Source organism: Pseudomonas sp. Pseusp3, from assembly GCF_047304225.1.
In the GTDB taxonomy this organism is placed as follows: Bacteria; Pseudomonadota; Gammaproteobacteria; order Pseudomonadales; family Pseudomonadaceae; genus Aquipseudomonas; species Aquipseudomonas fluorescens_CD.
Genome location: NZ_JBGLYV010000014.1, coordinates 1 through 20,183, shown reverse-complemented (window position 1 = coordinate 20,183; position 20,183 = coordinate 1). Strand labels below are relative to the sequence as shown.

21 protein-coding genes are annotated in these 20,183 nt (G+C 62.2%); 18 read left to right on the top strand and 3 right to left on the bottom strand.

The features are described 5' to 3' along the window. The first annotated feature begins 1 nt into the window (after position 1). From ACCD00_RS07140 to ACCD00_RS07060, 17 genes are read left to right on the top strand one after another with little or no spacing between them, the layout of a single operon-like run. Complete coding sequence (locus ACCD00_RS07140; protein ID WP_007992314.1) at positions 2 to 256, top strand: acyl carrier protein; 255 nt, start codon at positions 2 to 4, stop codon at positions 254 to 256. Then, positions 253 to 798, top strand: coding sequence for a hypothetical protein (locus tag ACCD00_RS07135; protein ID WP_413423171.1), 546 nt, complete (start codon positions 253 to 255; stop codon positions 796 to 798). The genes ACCD00_RS07140 and ACCD00_RS07135 overlap by 4 nt, the downstream gene beginning before the upstream one ends. Next, on the top strand, positions 795 to 2,474 hold the full coding sequence (locus ACCD00_RS07130; RefSeq protein ID WP_413423169.1) for an AMP-binding protein: 1,680 nt from the start codon (positions 795 to 797) through the stop codon (positions 2,472 to 2,474). The genes ACCD00_RS07135 and ACCD00_RS07130 overlap by 4 nt, the downstream gene beginning before the upstream one ends. Then, positions 2,467 to 3,201 carry a glycosyltransferase family 2 protein gene (locus tag ACCD00_RS07125; RefSeq protein WP_413423167.1) on the top strand — a complete coding sequence of 245 codons (735 nt, stop codon included), beginning with the start codon at positions 2,467 to 2,469 and terminating at the stop codon, positions 3,199 to 3,201. Before ACCD00_RS07130 ends, ACCD00_RS07125 begins: the two co-directional genes overlap by 8 nt. Then, positions 3,198 to 4,139: a glycosyl transferase gene (locus tag ACCD00_RS07120; RefSeq protein WP_413423165.1), complete on the top strand. Its 942-nt coding sequence runs from the start codon at positions 3,198 to 3,200 to the stop codon at positions 4,137 to 4,139. Before ACCD00_RS07125 ends, ACCD00_RS07120 begins: the two co-directional genes overlap by 4 nt. Continuing rightward, positions 4,120 to 5,664, top strand: coding sequence for an HAL/PAL/TAL family ammonia-lyase (locus ACCD00_RS07115; RefSeq protein ID WP_413423163.1), 1,545 nt, complete (start codon positions 4,120 to 4,122; stop codon positions 5,662 to 5,664). Before ACCD00_RS07120 ends, ACCD00_RS07115 begins: the two co-directional genes overlap by 20 nt. Continuing rightward, the gene (locus tag ACCD00_RS07110) at positions 5,657 to 6,082 is read left to right on the top strand and encodes an acyl-CoA thioesterase (RefSeq protein WP_413423161.1); all 426 of its coding nucleotides are present in this window, start codon (positions 5,657 to 5,659) and stop codon (positions 6,080 to 6,082) included. The genes ACCD00_RS07115 and ACCD00_RS07110 overlap by 8 nt, the downstream gene beginning before the upstream one ends. After that, the gene (locus ACCD00_RS07105) at positions 6,079 to 6,783 is read left to right on the top strand and encodes an outer membrane lipoprotein carrier protein LolA (RefSeq protein WP_413423159.1); all 705 of its coding nucleotides are present in this window, start codon (positions 6,079 to 6,081) and stop codon (positions 6,781 to 6,783) included. The genes ACCD00_RS07110 and ACCD00_RS07105 overlap by 4 nt, the downstream gene beginning before the upstream one ends. Beyond that, entirely contained in the window at positions 6,767 to 9,106 is a 2,340-nt protein-coding gene (locus ACCD00_RS07100; protein ID WP_413423157.1) for an MMPL family transporter, read from the top strand. Before ACCD00_RS07105 ends, ACCD00_RS07100 begins: the two co-directional genes overlap by 17 nt. Beyond that, the gene (locus tag ACCD00_RS07095) at positions 9,106 to 10,263 is read left to right on the top strand and encodes a sodium:proton antiporter (protein WP_413423251.1); all 1,158 of its coding nucleotides are present in this window, start codon (positions 9,106 to 9,108) and stop codon (positions 10,261 to 10,263) included. Before ACCD00_RS07100 ends, ACCD00_RS07095 begins: the two co-directional genes overlap by 1 nt. Next, positions 10,250 to 11,497: an NAD(P)/FAD-dependent oxidoreductase gene (locus ACCD00_RS07090; RefSeq protein ID WP_413423155.1), complete on the top strand. Its 1,248-nt coding sequence runs from the start codon at positions 10,250 to 10,252 to the stop codon at positions 11,495 to 11,497. Before ACCD00_RS07095 ends, ACCD00_RS07090 begins: the two co-directional genes overlap by 14 nt. Beyond that, the gene (locus ACCD00_RS07085) at positions 11,494 to 12,219 is read left to right on the top strand and encodes a class I SAM-dependent methyltransferase (protein ID WP_413423153.1); all 726 of its coding nucleotides are present in this window, start codon (positions 11,494 to 11,496) and stop codon (positions 12,217 to 12,219) included. Before ACCD00_RS07090 ends, ACCD00_RS07085 begins: the two co-directional genes overlap by 4 nt. Then, the gene (locus tag ACCD00_RS07080; RefSeq protein WP_413423151.1) at positions 12,219 to 12,836 is read left to right on the top strand and encodes a hypothetical protein; all 618 of its coding nucleotides are present in this window, start codon (positions 12,219 to 12,221) and stop codon (positions 12,834 to 12,836) included. Before ACCD00_RS07085 ends, ACCD00_RS07080 begins: the two co-directional genes overlap by 1 nt. After that, positions 12,833 to 14,029 (top strand): beta-ketoacyl-[acyl-carrier-protein] synthase family protein, encoded by a 1,197-nt coding sequence (locus ACCD00_RS07075; protein WP_413423149.1) that lies wholly within the window; start codon positions 12,833 to 12,835, stop codon positions 14,027 to 14,029. The genes ACCD00_RS07080 and ACCD00_RS07075 overlap by 4 nt, the downstream gene beginning before the upstream one ends. Beyond that, entirely contained in the window at positions 14,026 to 14,487 is a 462-nt protein-coding gene (locus tag ACCD00_RS07070; RefSeq protein ID WP_413423147.1) for a hotdog family protein, read from the top strand. Before ACCD00_RS07075 ends, ACCD00_RS07070 begins: the two co-directional genes overlap by 4 nt. Continuing rightward, a complete protein-coding gene (gene fabG, locus ACCD00_RS07065; RefSeq protein ID WP_413423145.1) occupies positions 14,484 to 15,212 on the top strand; it encodes a 3-oxoacyl-ACP reductase FabG in 729 nt (242 codons plus the stop codon). Before ACCD00_RS07070 ends, fabG begins: the two co-directional genes overlap by 4 nt. Then, positions 15,212 to 16,438, top strand: coding sequence for a beta-ketoacyl-ACP synthase (locus tag ACCD00_RS07060; protein WP_413423143.1), 1,227 nt, complete (start codon positions 15,212 to 15,214; stop codon positions 16,436 to 16,438). Before fabG ends, ACCD00_RS07060 begins: the two co-directional genes overlap by 1 nt. A 128-nt stretch (positions 16,439 to 16,566) precedes the next feature. Here ACCD00_RS07060 and ACCD00_RS07055 read toward each other — a convergent pair whose 3' ends face one another. The 3 genes from ACCD00_RS07055 to ACCD00_RS07045 form a co-directional block, all read right to left on the bottom strand. After that, complete coding sequence (locus tag ACCD00_RS07055) at positions 16,567 to 16,830, bottom strand: DUF6124 family protein (RefSeq protein ID WP_413423141.1); 264 nt, start codon at positions 16,828 to 16,830, stop codon at positions 16,567 to 16,569. Positions 16,831 to 17,331: 501 nt separating this feature from the next. Further along, positions 17,332 to 17,775: a DUF2846 domain-containing protein gene (locus tag ACCD00_RS07050; RefSeq protein WP_413423139.1), complete on the bottom strand. Its 444-nt coding sequence runs from the start codon at positions 17,773 to 17,775 to the stop codon at positions 17,332 to 17,334. An 87-nt stretch (positions 17,776 to 17,862) separates the two neighbouring features. Further along, on the bottom strand, positions 17,863 to 18,756 hold the full coding sequence (locus tag ACCD00_RS07045) for a LysR substrate-binding domain-containing protein (RefSeq protein ID WP_413423137.1): 894 nt from the start codon (positions 18,754 to 18,756) through the stop codon (positions 17,863 to 17,865). 167 nt (positions 18,757 to 18,923) lie between these two features. Between ACCD00_RS07045 and ACCD00_RS07040 the strand changes: the two genes are divergently transcribed. Beyond that, entirely contained in the window at positions 18,924 to 20,150 is a 1,227-nt protein-coding gene (locus tag ACCD00_RS07040; protein ID WP_413423249.1) for an MFS transporter, read from the top strand. The last annotated feature ends 33 nt before the right edge of the window (positions 20,151 to 20,183 follow it).

The following is a 20,183-nucleotide window of genomic DNA, read 5'->3' as shown; positions in this document are numbered from 1 at the left end:
CATGCAAACTCGTGACGACATTTTCAACACCCTGCGCGATGCCCTGGTCGAGCTGTTCGAACTGGACCCCGAGCGTGTGAGCCTGGAATCCAACCTGTACCAGGACCTGGAAATCGACAGCATCGACGCGGTCGACCTGATTGATCACATCAAACGTCAGACCGGCAAGAAAATCGCCGCCGAAGAATTCAAATCGGTGCGTACCGTCAGTGACGTGGTCGAGGCGGTCTACCGTCTGGTTCAACCGGCCGCATGAGTCGACTGATTGGCCTCGGCCTGCTGCTGGCAGGCCTCTTGTATCCCTTTGCGGTGTATTTCGGCATGGAGCATTTCGCCCCCTGGCAGTTCGGCCTGCTGCTGGGCGGACTGTGGCTGGCCCGGGCGCTGACCGGCAAACGACGGCCTGGCAGCCTGTGGATGGCGACGGTGGCCATTGTGTTCTGCCTGTTGCTGGCACTGTTCGACAGCCCGGCGCTATTGCGCTGGTATCCAGTGTTGATCAGCAGCTTCATGTTGGTGCTGTTCGGCTCGAGCCTGACATTCGGCCCGCCGATCGTCGAGCGCCTGGCCAGGGTACGCGAGCCGCAATTGCCGGCCGAGGGCATTCGCTATACCCGTCAGGTGACCATCGCCTGGAGCGTTTTTTTTCTTTGCAACGGTTTGTGTGCCGCCGCCCTGACCCTCTGGGCGCCGCTGAGCTGGTGGACGTTGTACACCGGCCTGATTTCCTACGGATTGATAGGCCTGATGTTTGCCATTGAATGGCTCATACGAATAAGGGTACGAGGCCACCCATGAATTGGATAAAACTTGAGCACCTGCTGCTCAAGGCCCAGCCGGACCGTGCCGTAACGACCGGTCCGGCGCTGGATCACGCCCGACTGTGCGAACAGGCGCTGCGCCTGGCTGCCGGCCTGCAAGCCCGGGGCGTGCGACAGATGGCCGTACACCTTGAGGATGCGGCCGACCTGGCGATCGCATTGCTTGGCGCCTGGCGTGCCGGGGTCAGCGTGCTGCTGCCGTCTGACCTGCAACCGCAGACCCGCCAACGCTGGTCAGGCGAAGTTGATCTGTGGCTGAGCGATCACCCCGACGATGCACACCTGAGCGACTTTCGTCATCCCCCGCTGAGTGCGGTGGCGCTGGACCTCGATCACTGCCAACTCAGCCTGTGCACATCAGGCTCCAGTGGCGAACCCAAGCGCATCGAAAAACACCTGCGCCAACTGGCCAATGAGGTCGAAGCCCTTGAACAGCTGTGGGGCTCTGGCCTGGGCCCGGCGTGCATCATTGGCAGCGTCGCCACCCAGCACATCTACGGATTGTTGTTCCGGGTGCTGTGGCCGCTGTGCGCCGGGCGCCCGTTCGTACGTCGGCAATTGGCCTTTCCGGAAGACCTGCAACGCGCCAGCCGCGAGTACCCGGCCTTCGCCTGGGTGGCCAGCCCGGCGCTGCTCAAGCGCATGGGCGACAACCTCGACTGGCCGGCCTTGGGCGCCGTGCGCCGGGTGTTTTCCTCCGGCGGCGCATTGCCGGTCGAGGCCGCAAAGGGCCTGCATGAGCGTTTGGGGCAATGGCCAACGGAAATTTTCGGCAGTTCGGAAACCGGTGGCATCGCCTGGCGTCAGGGCGCTGAACTCTGGCGGCCGTTTGCCGATGTCACGCTGACTCAAGACAGCGATGGCGCGCTGTTGATCGCTTCGCCCTACTTGCCTGGCGGCCATGTCGAACAGACTGCCGATTCAGCGCGCATCGCCGCCGATGGTCGCTTCGAATTGCTCGGGCGACTGGACCGGATCGTCAAACTGGAAGAAAAACGCATCTCGCTGCCGATGCTGGAACAGGCGCTGATGGCCCATGAATGGGTTGTCGAAGCGCGGCTCGGCGTCGTTCAGGAAAACCGTGCCTCCCTGGGAGCGCTGTTGGTGCTGAGCGAGGCCGGATTGCATGTGCTGCGCAATCAGGGCCGACGCAGCCTCACCGAACCATTGCGCCAACACCTGAGCCAACACTGCGAAGCCCTGGCCCTGCCAAGACGCTGGCGCCTGCTGCGACAACTGCCGCTGAACGCTCAGGGCAAACTGCCCCAGGCCGACGTCAACGCCCTGCTGCTGGCGCCGCGCCCCAAAGCCCCGGAGGTGCTGGAGCAAGTCGAAAGCAATGGCGAGTGGAGCCTGCAACTGGCCGTACCACCGGACCTGGCCTACTTCAGCGGCCATTTCCCCAAGGCGCCGGTATTGCCTGGCGTGGTGCAGGTGGAGTGGGCGATGAGCCTGGGTCAGCAATTGATGAACCTGCCGAAAAAATTCGCCGGCATGGAAGTCTTGAAGTTCCAGCAACTGGTGCGCCCTGGAGATGAAATCCAGCTGCACCTGCGCTTCGACCCGGCGCGCGGCAAATTGTATTTCGCCTACCGCAACGAAACCGCTACCTGCTCAAGCGGGCGGATCTTGCTGGAGGCAGCGCATGCATAGTCCCTGCGCCATCGTCCCCGTGTACAACCACGAAAGCGCCATCACCACGGTGGTCGATGCCCTGATCGCCAGCAACCTGCCATGCATTCTGGTGGACGATGCCAGCAGCCCGCGCTGCGCCCGGGTGCTGGATCGCCTGGCCCAGCGGGAAATGGTTTACCTGATCCGACTCGCGGAAAACCAGGGCAAGGGCGGCGCAGTCATGACCGGCTTGCGCGAAGCGTCGCGCCTGGGTTTCAGCCATGCCTTGCAAGTGGATGCCGATGGCCAGCACGATTTGCAGGACGTCAAACGCTTCATCGAACAATCACGCCGCCATCCACAGGCGGTGATTTGCGGTTATCCGCAATATGACGCCAGCGTGCCGAAAGGCCGTTTATATGCTCGCTACCTGACTCACGTCATGGTCTGGATCAACACCCTGTCGTTGCAGATTCGCGACTCCATGTGCGGTTTCCGGGTTTACCCGTTGCCACCGGTTCTGGCGTTGATCGAGTCAGCGAAAATCGGTAAGCGCATGGACTTTGACTCGGACATCCTGGTGCGCCTGGCCTGGCGCAATCAGCCGATGCAATGGCTGCAAACCAGAGTCCATTACCCGCTGGACGGCGTTTCACATTTTCGTATGTTCCACGACAACGTGCTGATTTCCAGCATGCATACGCGGCTGTTCTTCGGCATGTTGCTGCGTGCGCCAGTGATCCTCTGGCGACGGTGGCGGGCATGAGCGCAGACAAGCAACACTGGGCCGACCGCGAGGAGCGCGGCAGTTTCTGGCTGATGAAGCTCACCGCGTTCGGCGCCAAAGTGCTGGGCCGTCGGCTGCTGAGCCCGTTGCTGTATGGCATCGTTCTGTACTTTTTCCTGTTCGGCCGCAGCGCACGCCACAGTGCCTGGCAATACCAGCAACGCCTGGCCGACTGGAGCGGTCGTAGCGAGCTGCGCCCGAGCCATTGGCGTGTGTTTGGCCAGTTCATGGCCTTCGCCGACTCCATGCTCGACAAACTCGACGTCTGGAACGGCCGGCTGAGCATCGAGCAAATCGAAATCGTCGACCCGGCGCTGCTGCGCGACCAGTTGCGCGGTGCCCGCGGGCAGATGCTGGTGGGCGCGCACCTGGGCAACCTGGAAGTCTGCCGCGCACTGGCGGAGCTCGGCGAGAAAGTCACGATGAACGTGCTGGTGCACACCAAGCACGCCGAACAATTCAACCGTTTGCTGGGTGAAGCCGGGGCAACCAATTTGCGCCTGATTCAGGTCAGCGAACTGGATCCCGGGATCATGCTGCAACTGAGTGAACGCCTGGAGCGCGGCGAGTGGCTGGCGATTGCCGGCGACCGCGTGCCGCTGCATGGCGGGCGCAGCGTGACCGTGGATTTCCTCGGCCATCCGGCCAGGTTCCCCCAGGGTCCATGGCTGCTGGCCGGCCTGCTGAAATGCCCGATCAACCTGCTGCTGTGCCTGAAAAAGCCCGACGGCGACTATCGACTGACCATTGAACCGCTCGCTGACGCAATCACCTGGAAGCGCAGCGACCGCGAGCAGGTCATTCATCAGTGGGCCTCCCGCTATGCCGAGCGCCTGAGTCACTATTGCCTCGAAGCGCCCCGACAATGGTTCAACTTTTACCCTTTCTGGAAGACCGATGACGACGCCAACGCTTGAGCCGGTAACCTTCGGCGAACGCCCCTTGCGCATTGAAGATGTGCTGGCCCTGGCCAACCGCCAGGCGCCGACGCAGTTGCAGAGCGACCCTGAGTACCGTGAACGCATCGCCAAGGGCGCGCGCTTTCTGGACTCCCTGCTGGACAAGGAAGGCGTGATCTACGGCGTGACCACCGGTTATGGCGATTCCTGCGTGGTCGCGGTACCGCTGCATCACGTCGAGGCGCTGCCCCGTCATCTGTTTACCTTCCACGGCTGCGGGCTGGGCAAACTGCTCGACGCCCAGGCTACCCGTGCGGTATTGGCCGCGCGTTTGCAGTCGTTGTGCCACGGTGTTTCCGGGGTACGCGTGGAACTGCTGGAGCGCCTGCAGGCGTTCCTTGAACACGACATCCTGCCGCTGATCCCGGAAGAAGGCTCGGTAGGCGCCAGCGGTGATCTGACGCCGCTTTCGTACGTTGCCGCCACGCTGTCCGGCGAACGCGAAGTGATGTTCCGCGGCGAACGCCGACAGGCTGCCGATGTGCACCGCGAACTCGGCTGGCAGCCACTGGTGTTGCGTCCGAAAGAAGCCCTGGCATTGATGAACGGCACCGCCGTGATGACCGGTCTGGCGTGCCTGGCTTATGCCCGCGCCGATTACCTGCTGCAACTGGCCACGCGCATCACTGCGCTCAATGTTGTCGCCCTGCAAGGCAACCCCGAGCACTTCGACGAGCGCCTGTTCGCCGCCAAGCCACATCCGGGGCAGATGCAGGTCGCCGCGTGGTTGCGCAAGGATCTGGCCATCGACGCACCAACCGCGCCCTTGCATCGCCTGCAAGACCGTTATTCCCTGCGCTGCGCGCCCCATGTGCTGGGCGTGCTGGCCGACAGCCTGAACTGGCTGCGCTCGTTCATCGAGATCGAGCTCAACAGCGCCAACGACAACCCGATCATCGACGCCGAAGCCGAGCGCGTGCTGCACGGCGGGCACTTCTACGGCGGGCACATCGCCTTCGCCATGGACAGCCTGAAAAACCTCGTGGCCAACGTCGCCGACCTGCTGGATCGGCAACTCGCGCTGCTGGTGGATGAGCGCTATAACCATGGCTTGCCGAGCAACCTGTCCGGCGCCACGGCTGACCGCGCCATGCTCAACCATGGTTTCAAGGCAGTGCAGATCGGCACCAGTGCCTGGACCGCCGAAGCACTGAAGAACACCATGCCGGCCAGCGTCTTTTCGCGCTCCACCGAATGCCACAACCAGGACAAAGTGAGCATGGGCACCATCGCCGCCCGGGATGCGATCCGCGTGCTGGAGCTCACCGAACAGGTAGCGGCCGCCACGTTGCTGGCGGCTAACCAGGGTGTCTGGCTGCGCGGCCAGGCCGAAGATGCACGACCACTGCCACCCGCCTTGGCCGCCATGCACGAAGCGCTGGCCAGGGATTTCCCGCCGGTCATCGAAGACCGCGCGCTGGAAGGCGAATTGCGCCTGTGCCTGCAACGCATCGCCGAACAACACTGGAGGCTGCATGCGTAGCAAGGGATTTCTGCACACCGACACGGAAATCGTCGTACCGTTCTTTGACGTCGACAGCATGCACGTGGTCTGGCACGGCCATTACGTCAAGTACCTGGAAGTCGCCCGCTGTGCGCTGCTGGACAAGATCGGCCACAACTACACCGCAATGAACGAGTCAGGCTACGCGTGGCCGGTGATCGACCTGCAATTGCGCTATGTGCGCGGCGCGGTGTTCGGCCAGAAACTGAACGTGCGCGCCAACCTGGTGGAGTGGGAGAACCGTTTGAAGATCAACTACCTGATCAGCGATCTGCAAACCGGTGAACGCTTGACCCGGGCCATGTCGATACAGGTCGCCGTCGACCTCGCCAGCCGCGAGATGCAACTGGCCTCGCCGAAGGTCTTTACCGATGCTGTCGAGAGAGCCCTGCCATGATTTTCTGCCACCCCCGTTCTCCTGTAGGAGCGAGCTTGCTCGCGATGGTCGTCAACGATGACGCTGGGCATCTGACACCCCGTGGCGCTCTCAGGTTTTTCGCGAGCAAGCTCGCTCCTACAGTGTTCTGCGTGTTACTGGGCATTCCAGGGCTGGCCAACGCCTTCGATCTGCAACAACTCAGCGATCAACTGGCCAGGCCCGACGTCATCCACGGCAATTTCATCCAGGAAAAACACCTGCGCGCCCTGCCCCAGCCGCTGGTCAGCAAGGGCACGTTCGTCCTGGCAAAAAACCACGGCTTGTTGTGGCTACTGAAAACGCCACTGCAACAGGACTATCGCATCAACGCCAAAGGCATTGCCCGGCGTGACGGCATTGTCTGGCAAATGCTGCCGGGTAAAAGCGCCGGTGCCGAGCAGAACCGTTTGTTCCTGGCCGTACTGCAAGGCGACAGCAGCGGCCTGCAACGGGATTTCGAGTTGTCCCTGAGCGGCGACGCGCAGAACTGGAAGCTCACGCTGGTACCGCGCTCGATGCTGCTCAAGCAGGTGTTCAACCAGATCAACATCGCTGGCGCAGAACTGGTACACAGCATCGAACTGCTCGAAACCCAGGGCGACAGCACGTTGTTGCGCATGCAGGACAGCACTGGCACCCAACCGCTGAGCGACGCGGAGCAACATGACTTTGCCGAGTGAACGATTTCTGCCACGGCTGTTTCTGATCCTGTTGCTGGCAGTGCTCGCGCTCGCCGGTTGGCAATGGCGTGACGGCGCGCCGCTGTCGGCCAATCTGATGGAACTGGTACCCGGCACGGCGCCCGATGCCCTGGAACTGCGTGCCGAACAACGCATGCAAGATCCACTGAATCGCGAAATGCTGGTGCTGGTCGGCCACACCGATCGCCAGCAGGCCGTCGCCATGGCGCAGACCCTCGGCGAGCAATGGCTGGCCAGCGGATTGTTCGAAAAGGTCCAGTGGACCCTGCAAGCCGACTTGCCGGCGTTGCGCACGCAATTGCTGCAAGGACGCCTGGCGATGCTCTCGGCGGCGGACCGACAACTGCTGGTCGAGCACCCCGATCTCTTTGTCCAGCAACGGGTTCAGGCATTGTTCGACCCGTTCAACGGTTACAGCCTGGTACCGAGCCAGGATGACTGGCTGGGCCTGACCGGGCGCATCCAGAACAGCCAGCCGCAACGCGGTTCGGTGCAACTGGACATCGGCAGCGGCGCCTTGATTGCCGATGCCGATGGCAAGAGCTGGGTGCTGCTGCGCGCGCGCACCACCGGCAACGCCTTCGACATGAACCTGCCGCTGCAAGTGGCCGACCTGCTCGAGCACAGCCGCGAAGAAGCCGCACGGCACGACGTGCAACTGCTCGCCGCCAGCGGCTTGCTGTACGCAGCCAACGGGCAACAGCAGGCCAGCCGGGAGATGACCTGGGTCGGTGGCGGTGCCACCCTCGGGATTCTGTTGTTGCTGCTGCTGGCCTTCCGGCGCTGGCGCGTCTTGCTGGCGTTCGTGCCGGTGCTGGTGGGCATGCTCTTCGGTGCGGTGGCCTGCGTGGCGGCGTTCGGCCATATGCACGTGATGACACTGGTGTTGGGTTCGAGCCTGATCGGTGTTGCGGTCGATTACCCGCTGCACTACCTGTCCAAGAGCTGGAGCCTGAAACCCTGGCACAGCTGGCCTGCCCTGCGCCTGACCCTGCCGGGGTTGACCCTGAGCCTGATCACCAGCGCTATCGGCTACCTGGCCCTGGCCTGGACACCCTTCCCGGCGCTGACCCAGATCGCCGTGTTCTCTGCCGCCGGTTTGCTCGGTGCCTATTTGTCTGCAGTGTGCCTGCTGCCGGCCTTGCTCAAGGGTGTAGACCTGCGCCCGGCGCAGTGGCCATTGCGCGTTTGCGAGCATTTGCTGGGCTGTCGTGAAGCGCTGCTCAGACAGGCGAAAACACCGGTACTGCTGGCACTGCTGATCGCCTTTTGCGTGGGCGGCCTGTTACAGCTGAGCAGCAAAAACGACATCCGCCAGTGGATCGGCGCACCTCAACAATTGACCGATGAAGCCCGGACCATTGCACGGATCACCGGCTATCAACCCACCAGCCAGTTCTTCCTGATACGCGCCGCCAATCAGCAGCAACTGCTAGAACGCCAGAACGCCCTGCGCGAGCGGCTGGATCAATTGATTGGCCTGGAAAAGCTCCAGGGCTATCTGTCGCTCAATCAACTGGTCAGCCCGCCGAACGAACAGCAACAGGTGCGCGAAGCGTTGAACAAACTGCCGTCGTTCTGGCAGCCGTTGCTCGACATCGGCATACCGGGTGAGGCACTGCAAGCCGAGCTGACGAAGTTACAGGCATTGCCGACCGTGGACATCGACGCCGCACTCACCGGCCCGTTGGCAGAACCCTACCGGCCCCTGTGGCTGGGGCCTACCGATGACGGCGTGGCGGCAATGGTCAGTCTGCAAGGCATCAACAACCCGGCCCTGCTGCGGCTCCAGGGTGAGGATCTGCCCGGCGTGACACTGGTGGATCGACTGGGGGAATTGAACAACGTCTTCGCGGCTACCCAAATCAGTGCCGCAGAACTGAAACTCGCCTCCTGCGTGCTGATCGTGTTGGTGTTGATCCTGCCCTTCGGCCTCGGCGGTGCGTTGCGCATCGTGTCCCTGCCGCTGCTGGCGGCGTTGTGCAGCCTGGCCAGCCTCGGCTGGCTGGGACAGCCGCTGACCCTGTTCAGCCTGTTCGGCCTGCTGCTGGTGACGGCGATCAGCGTCGATTACGCGATCCTGATGCGCGAACAAGTCGGCGGCGCGGCCGTGAGCCTGCTGGGCGCCCTGCTCGCGGCGCTGACCACCTGGCTGTCGTTCGGCCTGCTGGCGGTGTCGAGCACCCCGGCGGTGAGCAACTTCGGACTGTCGGTGAGCCTGGGCCTGTTCTTCAGCTTCCTGCTCGCGCCATGGGCCGGTCGACAGGTGCATGAACCCGCGGCCGTGGAGCGTGCAACGTGATGGTCGTGCTGTTCTGGGCGATGGCACTGGCGTTGTTCGCGGTGGCGACCCATGTCGGCCGGCATTTCGGTTTGATTCCCATCGTCAGCCAGTTGTTGCTGGCGACCCTCGGCTTGCCGCTGTTGATGTATTTCTGGATCGAGCCCCACTGGCAATTGAGCGGTGCGCAACTGGTGTCACCGGGCTGGCTGAAGAACGTCTACAGCCTGAGCTTTGCCCTGTTGCTGGGCTACATCCTCAGCGATGTGATCGACCTGCAACTGGATCGCCAAAGCCTGAAAATCGCCCTGCCCAGCTTTTGCATTCCGTTTGCCTGCGGCCTGGCCACAGCCGTCTGGTGGTTGCCGCCGCAACCGTGGATCAGCTCGCTGGCCGTCGGCCTGCTGTTCGCCATCACCGCGATTCCGGTGTTGTACCTGTATCTGCGGCACATCGATTACCCACCCGCCGCCACCCGGCGTCTGGTGCAAACCGCGATCCTCATCGACCTCGCCTGCTGGACCCTGTTCGGCATTGCCCAGGGCAGCCTGCACCTGAGCAGTCTGTTGCTGCCACTGGCCGGCGCGTGCCTGCCGGTACTGCTGCGGCTGCTGGGCCTGCGCCAGACGTGGCTCTACAGCCTGGGCTTTTTCGCCCTGCTGGTGGTCGCTGAACACTACAAGCTCAATGCGCTGATTTTCGGCATCGGTTATGTGTTGATCATGGCCGCACTGAAGGCGCCGCTGGTGCTGCCGTTGCCGGCCGTGTGGATGAGCCGTTTGCAGACGTACATCGCCATCCCGTTGATCCTCACGTTCGGCATCGTGCAGATCAACGTGCACAGCGCGATGGACAGCCTCGGCTGGATGCAATTGGCGGCCCTGCTGCTGTTGCCGATGCTCAGCAAACTGTTGGGCAACTGGCTTGGCCTCGGCTGGGCCGGGGCCTCGTTCAAAGGCGCCAGCCGCTGGCGGGAAAGTGTGCTGCTGAACATTCGCGGCTTGAGCGAGATCGTTTTTCTCAACCTGCTGCTGCAACAGCAACTCATCAGCCCGCCGCTGTACTTTGCACTGATGCTGATGGGCCTGATCGCTACACTGCTGCCAGCCCTGACCGGCATGCACCGAATCCCCCTGAAAACCGCTGTCCCGGCAAGGAGCCCCCATGCCAACCGTTGAAATGGAAATTCGCCAGGTCGTGGTCATCGGCGCCGGTCCTTCCGGTGCCATCGCCGCCGCATTGCTCAAGCGCAAGGGACACGATGTGCTGGTGATCGAGCGTCAGCATTTTCCACGGTTTTCCATCGGTGAAAGCCTGTTGGCCCATTGCCTGGATTTCGTCGAAGAAGCGGGCATGCTCGACGCCGTCAACGCAGCCGGCTTCCAGTTGAAAACCGGCGCGGCGTTTGCCTGGGGAGAACGTTACAGCGCATTCGATTTCAGTGAGACGTTCAGCCACGGCAAATCGACGACATTTCAGGTCCAGCGCGCCGATTTCGATAAGCTGCTGGCCGATCAGGCCACGCTGCAAGGCGTGGAGATCCGCTATGGCGAAACTATCGTCAGCGTCGACATTGATCCGGAAAAGCCGCAGCTCGGCGTGCGCCGCGAAGACGGCAGCGAGTACCGCATCGAGGCTGGTTTCCTGCTCGATGCGAGTGGTTACGGCCGCGTGCTGCCGCGCTTGCTCGACCTTGAGGCGCCGTCGAACTTCCCGGTGCGCCAGGCCGTGTTCACGCACGTCGAAGACCGTATCGACCACCCGGCCTTCGACCGCAGCAAGATCCTCGTAACCACTCATCCGACCCAGCGCGACGTGTGGTTCTGGACCATCCCGTTCAGCAACGGGCGCTGCTCGGTCGGCGTGGTCGCCGCAGAGGAACGTTTCGCCGGCCGCAGCGATAATCTGGACGAGTGCCTGCGCGGCTTTATCGCCGAGACGCCAAGCCTGGCCGGCGTGTTGCAAAATGCACAGTGGGACACCGCGGCCCGAACCATCGGCGGTTACTCGGCCAACGTCAAAACCCTGCACGGCCGAGGCTTCGCGCTGCTGGGCAATGCCGCGGAGTTCCTCGACCCGGTGTTTTCTTCCGGCGTGACGATCGCCATGCGTTCGGCGAGCATGGCCGCCGGGGTATTGCACCGCCAGTTGCAAGGCGAGGCCGTCGACTGGCAAACCGAGTTCGCCGAACCGCTCAAACGCGGCGTCGACACGTTCCGTTGCTATGTCGAAGGCTGGTACGCCGGAACCTTCCAGGATGTGATTTTCCATGAGAGCAGTTCGCCGGAAATCCGCGGGATGATCAGTTCCATTCTTGCCGGATATGCCTGGGACCCGCGCAACCCGTTCGTCAGCGAAGCCCGGCGCCGGTTGAAGGTGATATCGGAATTCTGTGCAAGGGATGGGTCATGAACGACTTGAGCGACACCTACGTCGAAGAAACCCGTTTCGGTTTGTGGTTCCTGCGCAGCCGGATCTGGCAACACTATGTGCTGCGGGCGGCCATCAACGACTTGTGCAACCTGTTCAGCGAAGCGCTACCCGTCAACCCGGTGCTGCTGGATGCCGGTTGTGGCCAGGGCAAGTCATTCCCGCTGCTGCGCCAGGCCTTTGCGCCCGGTCGTCTGATTGGCGTCGACGCCGACCTGCTGAGCCTGACCCAGAGCGCCGAAGAAGCAGCGCGCCAGGGCATGGAAGTGGAGTTGATCGGCAGTGACTGCGCCAGCCTCAAGCTGCCGGACGCCAGTATCGACCTGCTGTTCTGTCACCAGACCTTCCATCATCTGGTGGAGCAGGAACAGGCACTGGCCGAGTTCTACCGCGTGCTCAAGCCCGGCGGTTATCTGCTGTTCGCCGAATCCACCGAGGCATACATTGATACCTGGGTGATCCGCTGGTTGTTCCGCCACCCCATGCATGTGCAGAAAAGCGCTGAGCAGTATCTGCAAATGATTCGCCGGCAGGGTTTCGAATTTACCGCGCAAAACGTGTCTTATCCGTACCTGTGGTGGAGTCGCGCCAAGGATTTCGGCCTGCTGGAACATTTGGGTGTGTGCAAGCCAAAACCCTTTGGCCAACGGGAAGAAACCCTGGTGAATGTGGTGGCGCGCAAACCTTTTGAAGGAATTGTGTGATGCTTGATGCCTATCGCCTGGAATACCCGACCTGTGGGAGCGGGATTGCTCGCGAAAGCGGTGGGTCAGCCAACATGGGTGCCGGATCTGTCGCCGCCATCGCGAGCAAGCTCGCTCCTACAGGGGTAGTGGGCATGCTGCGATTTCTGCTACTCGCCGCGGCCCTGCTGCTCAGCGCCTGCACCAGCCGTGCGCCATTGCCCGAGAAAACCCCGGATCTGCCGTTGCCGCTGCAACTGCACATCCAGCTCTTGCAGCCCGACGACCGCCTGGACTGGGTGCTGGTGGTCCAGCGTGAAGAGGCTGGTATTCGCTGGTCGATGATGGATCTGCTGGGCATTCCCCAGGCCCGCCAGAAATTGATCGATAAAACCTGGGAGTCCGATGGCTTCCTGCCGCCCAATCCGCAAGCCCGCGAACTGTTCGCGGCGCTGCTGTTTGCCCTTACGCCGAAAGATGAACTGGCAGCCAACTATCCCGCCGCATGGCAGCACGGCAGACAACGGTCCCTGCCCGAGCGCTGGGACATACGCTACGCACAACCGCAGAATTTTGAATTGAAGCTTGCGAATGGTTCGACCTATCAAGTCACGCCCCTGAGCGGTGAAACGCCATGACGGCTTACCTCAATGCCCTCGGATTGGTCTGCGCGCTGGGCCGCGACAGACAGGAGGTTGCCCGCAACCTGTTTGCCGGCGACTGTGGCGGCATGCGCGAACAAGCCGGGTGGGTGCCGCAACGCACGCTGCCAGTCGCAGCGGTCCAGGGCAAACTGGCAACCCTTCCAGCCGACATGTCGCACCATCACAGTCGCAACAATCAGCTGCTGCTGGAAGCCACGCGGCAAATCCGCCCGGACATCGACAGCGCGATCCGGACTTACGGGCGCGATCGCGTCGGTGTCGTGCTGGGCACCAGCACCTCGGGTATCGACGAGGCCAGCCAGGGCCTGGCGCATTACCTGCGCGAAAAGCGGTTCCCAGCGGAGTACGACTACCAGCAACAGGAACTCGGGGCGCCGGCAAACTTCCTCGCCGAGTGGCTGCAATTGAGCGGCCCGGCCTATGTCATTTCCACGGCATGCACCTCCAGTGCCCGAGCCCTGATGAGCGCCCAGCGCCTGTTGGACCTGGGCATCTGCGACGCGGTGCTGTGTGGCGGTGTAGACACCTTGTGCAAGCTGACCCTCAACGGCTTCTCGGCGCTGGAAGCGGTCTCGCAACAGCGTTGCAATCCGTTTTCGGTGAACCGCAATGGCATCAACATTGGCGAAGCGGCAGTACTGTTCCTGATGACCAGACGTGCAGGCGACAATCAACCGATTGCCTTGCTCGGCAGCGGCGCCAGCTCGGATGCGCATCACATTTCCGCCCCGGAGCCGACGGGGCGGGGCGCCCTGCAGGCCATGCGCAAGGCCCTGGGCCGCGCCAACCTGCAACCGGAGCAGATCGCTTATCTGAACCTGCACGGTACTGCCACCCCACACAACGACGCCATGGAAAGCCAGGCCGTGGCAACGCTGTTCCCGGCCGGCGTACCCTGTTCGTCGAGCAAACCCATGACCGGCCACACCCTCGGCGCAGCCGGGGCGCTGGAAGCGGCGTTCTGCTGGTTGAGCCTGAGCCCGGACAATCGCGAGCATGCCCTGCCACCGCACGTCTGGGACGGGCAGCCCGACCCCGAACTGCCACCGCTGCAATGGGTGACCCCGGCCACTCGCCTGACGTCCATTGCACCCCGCTACCTGATGAGCAACTCCTTTGCCTTCGGTGGCAACAACGTCAGCCTGATTATCGGAGACGCCCCATGATTGACTGGCCGCTCGCCGAACTGCTGCCCCACGCTGGCGACATGATCCTTATCGATCAGATCCTGGCGTTCGATGAAGAGCAGATTCACACCCGCCTGACCGTCAAGCCCGATGGCCTGTTCAGTCTCACCGACGGCAGCCTGCCAGCCTGGGTCGGCATCGAGCTGATGGCCCAGAGCGTGGCCGCCTTCGCCGGTTGTCAAGCACGTCAGCGCGGTGATGCGGTGGAATTGGGCTTCCTGCTCGGCAGCCGCAAATTCGAATGCAACGTTGAAAGCTTCCCGGCCGGCACCGAGTTGACCATCCACGGGATTCGCTCCCTGGAAGACGACAACGGCATGGGCGTGTTCGAGTGCCACATCAACGCCCAGGGGATCCACGCCACCGCCCGTCTGAACGTGTATCGCCCACCCCAGGCCGCTCAATATCTCCATGAACCCGAAGGAGTCCAGTCATGACTGAATCCGTACTGGTCACCGGTTCCAGCCGTGGCATCGGCCGCGCCATCGCCTTGCGCCTGGCCCAGGCCGGGCACGACATCGTGCTGCATTGCCGCAGCGGCCTGGCCGACGCCGAAACCGTCAAGACCGAAATCGAGGCCTTGGGCCGTCGTGCGCGTATCCTGCAATTCGACGTGGCCGACCGCGCCCGTTGTAAGGAAATCCTCGAAGCAGACGTGGAAACCCACGGCGCCTATTACGGCGTGGTGCTCAATGCCGGCCTGACTCGCGACGGAGCTTTTCCGGCCTTGAGCGAGGAAGACTGGGACGTGGTGATGCGCACCAACCTCGACGGTTTCTATAACGTGCTGCACCCGGTGATGATGCCGATGATTCGTCGTCGCGCCGCCGGGCGGATTGTCTGCATCACCTCGGTGTCAGGGTTGATCGGCAACCGTGGCCAGGTCAACTACAGCGCCTCCAAGGCCGGGTTGATCGGCGCGGCCAAGGCATTGGCGATTGAATTGGGCAAGCGCAAAATCACCGTCAACTGTGTCGCACCCGGCCTGATCGACACGGCCATGCTCGACGAAAACGTGCCGCTGGAAGAGCTGATGAAAATGATCCCCGCACAACGCATGGGCACCCCTGAAGAGGTGGCCGGTGCGGTGAATTTCCTGATGTCGGCGGAAGCCTCGTACATCACCCGGCAGGTTCTGGCCGTCAACGGAGGCCTGTGCTGATGAAGCGCGTCGTCGTCACCGGCATGGCCGGCATCACCTCACTGGGCAGCGATTGGGAGACCATCGCCGGCAACTTCGCGGCCAACCGCAGCGGCATCCGCCGGATGGACGAGTGGGATCGTTTCACCGAACTCAACACGCGCCTGGCCGGCCCCATCGATGACTTCAAGGTGCCCAGCCACTGGACCCGCAAACAACTGCGCAGCATGGGCCGGGTCTCGCGGCTTGCCGTGGGCGCGGCAGAGATGGCGCTGGCCGACGCCGGCCTGCTGGGTGACGAGTCGATCAAGGACGGGCGCATGGGCGTCGCCTGCGGTTCCTCGACCGGCAGCACCGACGAGATCAAGGCGTTCGGCAACATGCTGCTCAACTCGGTGGCCGAAGGCCTGAACGCCAACTCCTACGTGCGCATGATGCCGCACACCACCGCGGCGAACATCAGCATCTTCTTCGGCCTCACCGGTCGCCTGATTCCCACCTCCAGCGCCTGCACCAGCGGCAGCCAGGGCATTGGCTATGCCTACGAAGCCATCAAGTTCGGGCGCCTGCCGTTGATGCTCGCCGGCGGCGCCGAAGAACTGTGCCCGACCGAAGCCATGGTCTTCGACGCGCTCTACGCCACCAGCCTGAAGAACGACACCCCGCAACGCAGCCCGCGCCCTTACGACACCGCACGCGACGGCCTGGTGATCGGTGAAGGTGGCGGCATGCTTGTGCTCGAAGAACTGGAACACGCCCTGGCCCGTGGCGCACACATCCATGCCGAGATCGTCGGTTTCGGCAGCAACGCCGACGGCCAGCACACCACCCGCCCCGAACAAATCACCATGCGCCGTGCCATGGAACTGGCCCTGGAAGATGCCGGGCTGAAACCTTCGGACATCGGCTACGTCAACGGCCACGGCACCGCCACCGAACAGGGCGACATCGCCGAAACCCTGGCCACCAGCAGCCTGTTCGGCGAACACATGCCAATCAGCTCGCAGAAAAGCTTCCTCGGCCACACCCTCGGCGCCTGCGGTGCGCTGGAATCCTGGTTCAGCATCGAAATGATGAACCGCGACCTCTACGTGCACACCTTCAACCTCGACGAAGTCGACCCGCACTGCGGCAAACTCGACTACCTGCGCGGCGAGTTTCGGCAGATGAGCAACCGGTACGTGATGAACAACAACTTTGCGTTTGGCGGGGTGAATACGTCGCTGATTTTCAAGCGCTGGCCATAAACCTCTGTAGGAGCGAGCCTGCTCGCGATGGACGTCAACGATAACGCGGGCAGCCTGAATGAACGCGTTGCCTGGACGTTTTTCGCGAGCAGGCTCGCTCCTACAAGGGTTCTCGCCGCCCCGGACGATCACGGTGGATCAAGGTTATCCAGCACCCGATTCACCGCCATTTCCCCCAACATGATCGACTGCTGAATCCCCAACAGTGTGTGGCCCTGCGAGCCCTTCAGGTTTCTGGCGAAGTCACTGGCCATGACATTGGCTGATGCCAGCGACACACAGGCGTATTCCAGCAGGGTGTGGTTGTCGATATCGGGGGCGATGAGAAAAATTGGGCTGGGCCGATGTGGCGCGTCCGGATCGATATCCGGTGGCTTTGGCGTATGGGTCATGATTCAGCGTCCTGAAAGTGGCGGCCACACCGAATCGCTACTGATCAAAAGGGTGGCAGCTGTACGCAGGTTAGTAGACCGGGTAAACCGAAAACCGGCGCGCCCGAAGGCGCCCTGCGCACAGCCACCGTCAAGGGCAGGTATGGACATACCTGCCTAATCAGGAGCGCATATGCGCTTCGGTTTACTACGGGCTACTAAACCCGATCACTGACCATCAGTGACCCGATTCAAGTTAGCGATGGCCCTCAAAGCGCACAAGCCGGCGGATTCTGGAGTAGTTGTAGGCAGCGCCGCAAGGCGCTGTAGCCTGTCCGGGACAGTTCAGAAATGTCCCACAAACAGTGGTAAAGCTTCTGATCTTCTGTAGGAGCGAGCTCGCTCGCGATGGTCGTTAACGATGACGCGTGTTTCCTGGATACACGCGGCGTTCTTTAGCCCATCGTCGGAACGCCGCGCGGAGAGTTTCGGCAGCAAGGAGAGTTCTGCTCGAAATGGAGCTTACTGAGCCTGAATCAGCTTGCTTTCGGCAACGCCAGCGCGACCGGTCTTGTCGTCGACGACTTGCAGGCTGTTACGCGCCTTGATGAAACCCATTTTTACTTCCTGCCAGACAAAGTAGTTTTTGCCAGCTTCAGCGGTGAGTTTCAGTTCCGAATCGTTTTCCGCGGAAGACACCAAAGTCTGCTGACCGGCCGGGACTGACAGCATCAGATAAGACTTGGCGACGGTCTCTCCTACAGGCTTGCCGTTCAGCGCCACAGGCATTTTCACGCCAGCACCCATGCTTTCGTTGCGATAAACGTAGATGTGAGCTTTATCCGGGGCCACTTGGAATGTTTTGGCCTGAGCGTCCTGGCTTTCATCCGCCATTTTTACCGAAGCACAACCACCAGTCAGAGCGGTCAATGCCAGCAAAGCGGTGAAGGTTAATTGCTTGAACATCCTGTTTCTCCATAGTTTGATGAATACAGAAATGGTTATCGTCCGATCTGGAAAAGGCTAAAGGCCACTATTCAATAATATTGAGTATCAAGGCGTCAGCTTACGCGTCAACAACTCCACAAACGCCTTGGCCATCGCCGACTTCTGATCCTTGCGCTGCACCAGCCAAACCGCTGACACCGCTGCCGGATCCAGCAGCGGTCGATAAACCACGCCATCAATGCGCATCCGCTGGTAAGAAGCCGGCAGCACCGACACACCGAGCCCCGCCGCTACCAACCCGATGATGGTCATCGCCTCACCGGCCTCCTGGGCGAAGTGCGGGTTGAAACCGGCATCCCGCGCCAGGCTGAGCAACTGGGCGTACAAGCCGCTGCCATAGCTGCGAGGGAAAAACACAAAGGGCTCAAGCGCCAGGGCTGACAGGAACAAGCCCTCCTCGCTGCCCTCTACCAACGGATGCTTGGAGCTGAGCACCGCGACCAGCGGTTCGCGCATCAGCTCGACCACGCTGAGGCAGTCCGGCAACCCGAGCGGGCGCATGATCCCGACTTCAATCGACTCGTCCACCAGCGCATCGGCCACCTGGGTGCTGCTCATTTCCCGCAGGTTCAGGTGTACCGCCGGGAAGCGCTGGCGGAATGAGAAGATCGCTTGAGGAATGGTCGAGTTGAAAGGTGCCGACGAGGTGAAGCCGATTTTCAGCTCACCCAACTCACCCAGTTGCGCCCGTCGCGCGACATCCGCCGCTTTGTCGACCTGCGCCAACACCAGTCGCGCCTCCTCCAGAAACAGCCGACCGGCCTCGCTCAGCTCGACCCGACGATTGGTACGCTCGAACAGCCGGGCGCCGACTTCCTGTTCCAGCGCCTGAATCTGCTGGCTCAGCGGTGGTTGGGAGATGCCCAGCACCTGTGCGGCGCGGCCGAAGTGCAGTTCTTCGGCGACGGCGATGAAGTAGCGCAGATGACGCAATTCCATGAAAACCTCATTAGGTCGTAGAAGCTATCAAACAGGTCGAACAATATATTGGATTGAATCATTAGCCAGCTATATGCTTTTTTCATTGCCTGACCGGCTGCGCTCCTCCGAGGTCCACCGTGAAAACCGCTTCCGCCCCGCTTGTTCAAGTAGCTCCTCCCGCCGCACTGGACGATGCCGTCGTCGAACTGAAAGAGATCTACATCGAAAAAGGCACGCCGGCGTTCATGCGCACCGTGCTGGCACTGTTCTGCGGCGGCTTCGCGACCTTCGCCCTGCTCTACTGCGTACAACCGATGATGCCGCTGTTGTCCCACGAATATTCCATCAACGCGGCGCAAAGCAGCCTGATCCTTTCCGTGGCCACCGGCATGCTCGCTTTCGGCCTGCTGATCACCGGGCCGATCTCCGACCGCGTCGGGCGCAAGCCGGTGATGGTCGCCGCGCTGTTCGCCGCCGCCCTGTGCACCGTTGCCAGTGCGATGCTGCCGAGCTGGCACGCGGTGCTGGCGATGCGGGCATTGGTGGGGCTGTCATTGAGCGGCCTGGCGGCGGTCGCCATGACCTACCTGAGCGAAGAGATCCACCCGCAACACATCGGTCTGGCGATGGGGCTGTACATCGGCGGTAACGCGATTGGCGGGATGTGTGGGCGCCTGATTACCGGAGTGCTGATCGACTTCGTCAGTTGGCACACGGCAATGCTGGTGATCGGCGGCCTGGCCCTGATTGCGGCGGCGGTGTTCTGGAAAATCCTCCCCGAGTCGCGCAACTTCCGCGCCCGCTCGCTGCACCCGCGCAGCCTGCTCGACGGTTTCACCATGCACTTTCGCGACGCCGGCCTGCCGCTGCTGTTCCTCGAAGCCTTTGTGCTGATGGGTGCGTTCGTCACACTGTTCAACTACATCGGCTATCGCCTGCTGGCCGAGCCGTATCACATGGAACAGGCGTTCGTCGGGATGCTCTCGGTGGTGTACCTGTCAGGCATCTACAGCTCGGCGAAAATCGGCGCCCTGGCCGACAAGCTCGGTCGACGCAAAGTGCTCTGGAGCACCATTGCACTGATGATCGCCGGCCTGGCCCTGACCATGTTCACGCCGCTACCGCTGGTGATCATCGGCATGCTGGTGTTCACCTTCGGCTTCTTCGGCGCCCATTCGGTAGCCAGCAGCTGGATCGGCCGCCGCGCCACCAAGGCCAAGGGGCAGGCTTCGTCGCTGTACCTGTTCAGCTACTACGCCGGGTCGAGTATTGCAGGCACGGCGGGTGGGGTGTTCTGGCATCTGGGTGGCTGGAACGGCATCGGGCTGTTTATCGGCACGCTGCTGGTGATTGCGCTGCTGATCGCATTGAAGCTGGCAAAACTGCCGCCTTTAAGTGGTGTAACGGTATAGACAGAACCCTGTGGGAGCGGGCTTGCTCGCGAA

Excerpts from the sequence above, each read along its gene's own strand:
- ACCD00_RS07050 (WP_413423139.1), bottom strand. The coding sequence starts at position 17,775 with ATGTTCAAGCAATTAACCTTCACCGCTTTGCTGGCATTGACCGCTCTG.
- ACCD00_RS07095 (WP_413423251.1), top strand. The coding sequence starts at position 9,106 with ATGGTCGTGCTGTTCTGGGCGATGGCACTGGCGTTGTTCGCGGTGGCG.
- ACCD00_RS07055 (WP_413423141.1), bottom strand. The coding sequence starts at position 16,830 with ATGACCCATACGCCAAAGCCACCGGATATCGATCCGGACGCGCCACAT.
- ACCD00_RS07070 (WP_413423147.1), top strand. The coding sequence starts at position 14,026 with ATGATTGACTGGCCGCTCGCCGAACTGCTGCCCCACGCTGGCGACATG.
- fabG (WP_413423145.1), top strand. The coding sequence starts at position 14,484 with ATGACTGAATCCGTACTGGTCACCGGTTCCAGCCGTGGCATCGGCCGC.
- ACCD00_RS07090 (WP_413423155.1), top strand. The coding sequence starts at position 10,250 with ATGCCAACCGTTGAAATGGAAATTCGCCAGGTCGTGGTCATCGGCGCC.
- ACCD00_RS07130 (WP_413423169.1), top strand. The coding sequence starts at position 795 with ATGAATTGGATAAAACTTGAGCACCTGCTGCTCAAGGCCCAGCCGGAC.
- ACCD00_RS07085 (WP_413423153.1), top strand. The coding sequence starts at position 11,494 with ATGAACGACTTGAGCGACACCTACGTCGAAGAAACCCGTTTCGGTTTG.
- ACCD00_RS07125 (WP_413423167.1), top strand. The coding sequence starts at position 2,467 with ATGCATAGTCCCTGCGCCATCGTCCCCGTGTACAACCACGAAAGCGCC.
- ACCD00_RS07105 (WP_413423159.1), top strand. The coding sequence starts at position 6,079 with ATGATTTTCTGCCACCCCCGTTCTCCTGTAGGAGCGAGCTTGCTCGCG.
- ACCD00_RS07075 (WP_413423149.1), top strand. The coding sequence starts at position 12,833 with ATGACGGCTTACCTCAATGCCCTCGGATTGGTCTGCGCGCTGGGCCGC.
- ACCD00_RS07110 (WP_413423161.1), top strand. The coding sequence starts at position 5,657 with ATGCGTAGCAAGGGATTTCTGCACACCGACACGGAAATCGTCGTACCG.
- ACCD00_RS07060 (WP_413423143.1), top strand. The coding sequence starts at position 15,212 with ATGAAGCGCGTCGTCGTCACCGGCATGGCCGGCATCACCTCACTGGGC.
- ACCD00_RS07140 (WP_007992314.1), top strand. The coding sequence starts at position 2 with ATGCAAACTCGTGACGACATTTTCAACACCCTGCGCGATGCCCTGGTC.
- ACCD00_RS07115 (WP_413423163.1), top strand. The coding sequence starts at position 4,120 with ATGACGACGCCAACGCTTGAGCCGGTAACCTTCGGCGAACGCCCCTTG.
- ACCD00_RS07135 (WP_413423171.1), top strand. The coding sequence starts at position 253 with ATGAGTCGACTGATTGGCCTCGGCCTGCTGCTGGCAGGCCTCTTGTAT.
- ACCD00_RS07120 (WP_413423165.1), top strand. The coding sequence starts at position 3,198 with ATGAGCGCAGACAAGCAACACTGGGCCGACCGCGAGGAGCGCGGCAGT.
- ACCD00_RS07080 (WP_413423151.1), top strand. The coding sequence starts at position 12,219 with ATGCTTGATGCCTATCGCCTGGAATACCCGACCTGTGGGAGCGGGATT.
- ACCD00_RS07045 (WP_413423137.1), bottom strand. The coding sequence starts at position 18,756 with ATGGAATTGCGTCATCTGCGCTACTTCATCGCCGTCGCCGAAGAACTG.
- ACCD00_RS07100 (WP_413423157.1), top strand. The coding sequence starts at position 6,767 with ATGACTTTGCCGAGTGAACGATTTCTGCCACGGCTGTTTCTGATCCTG.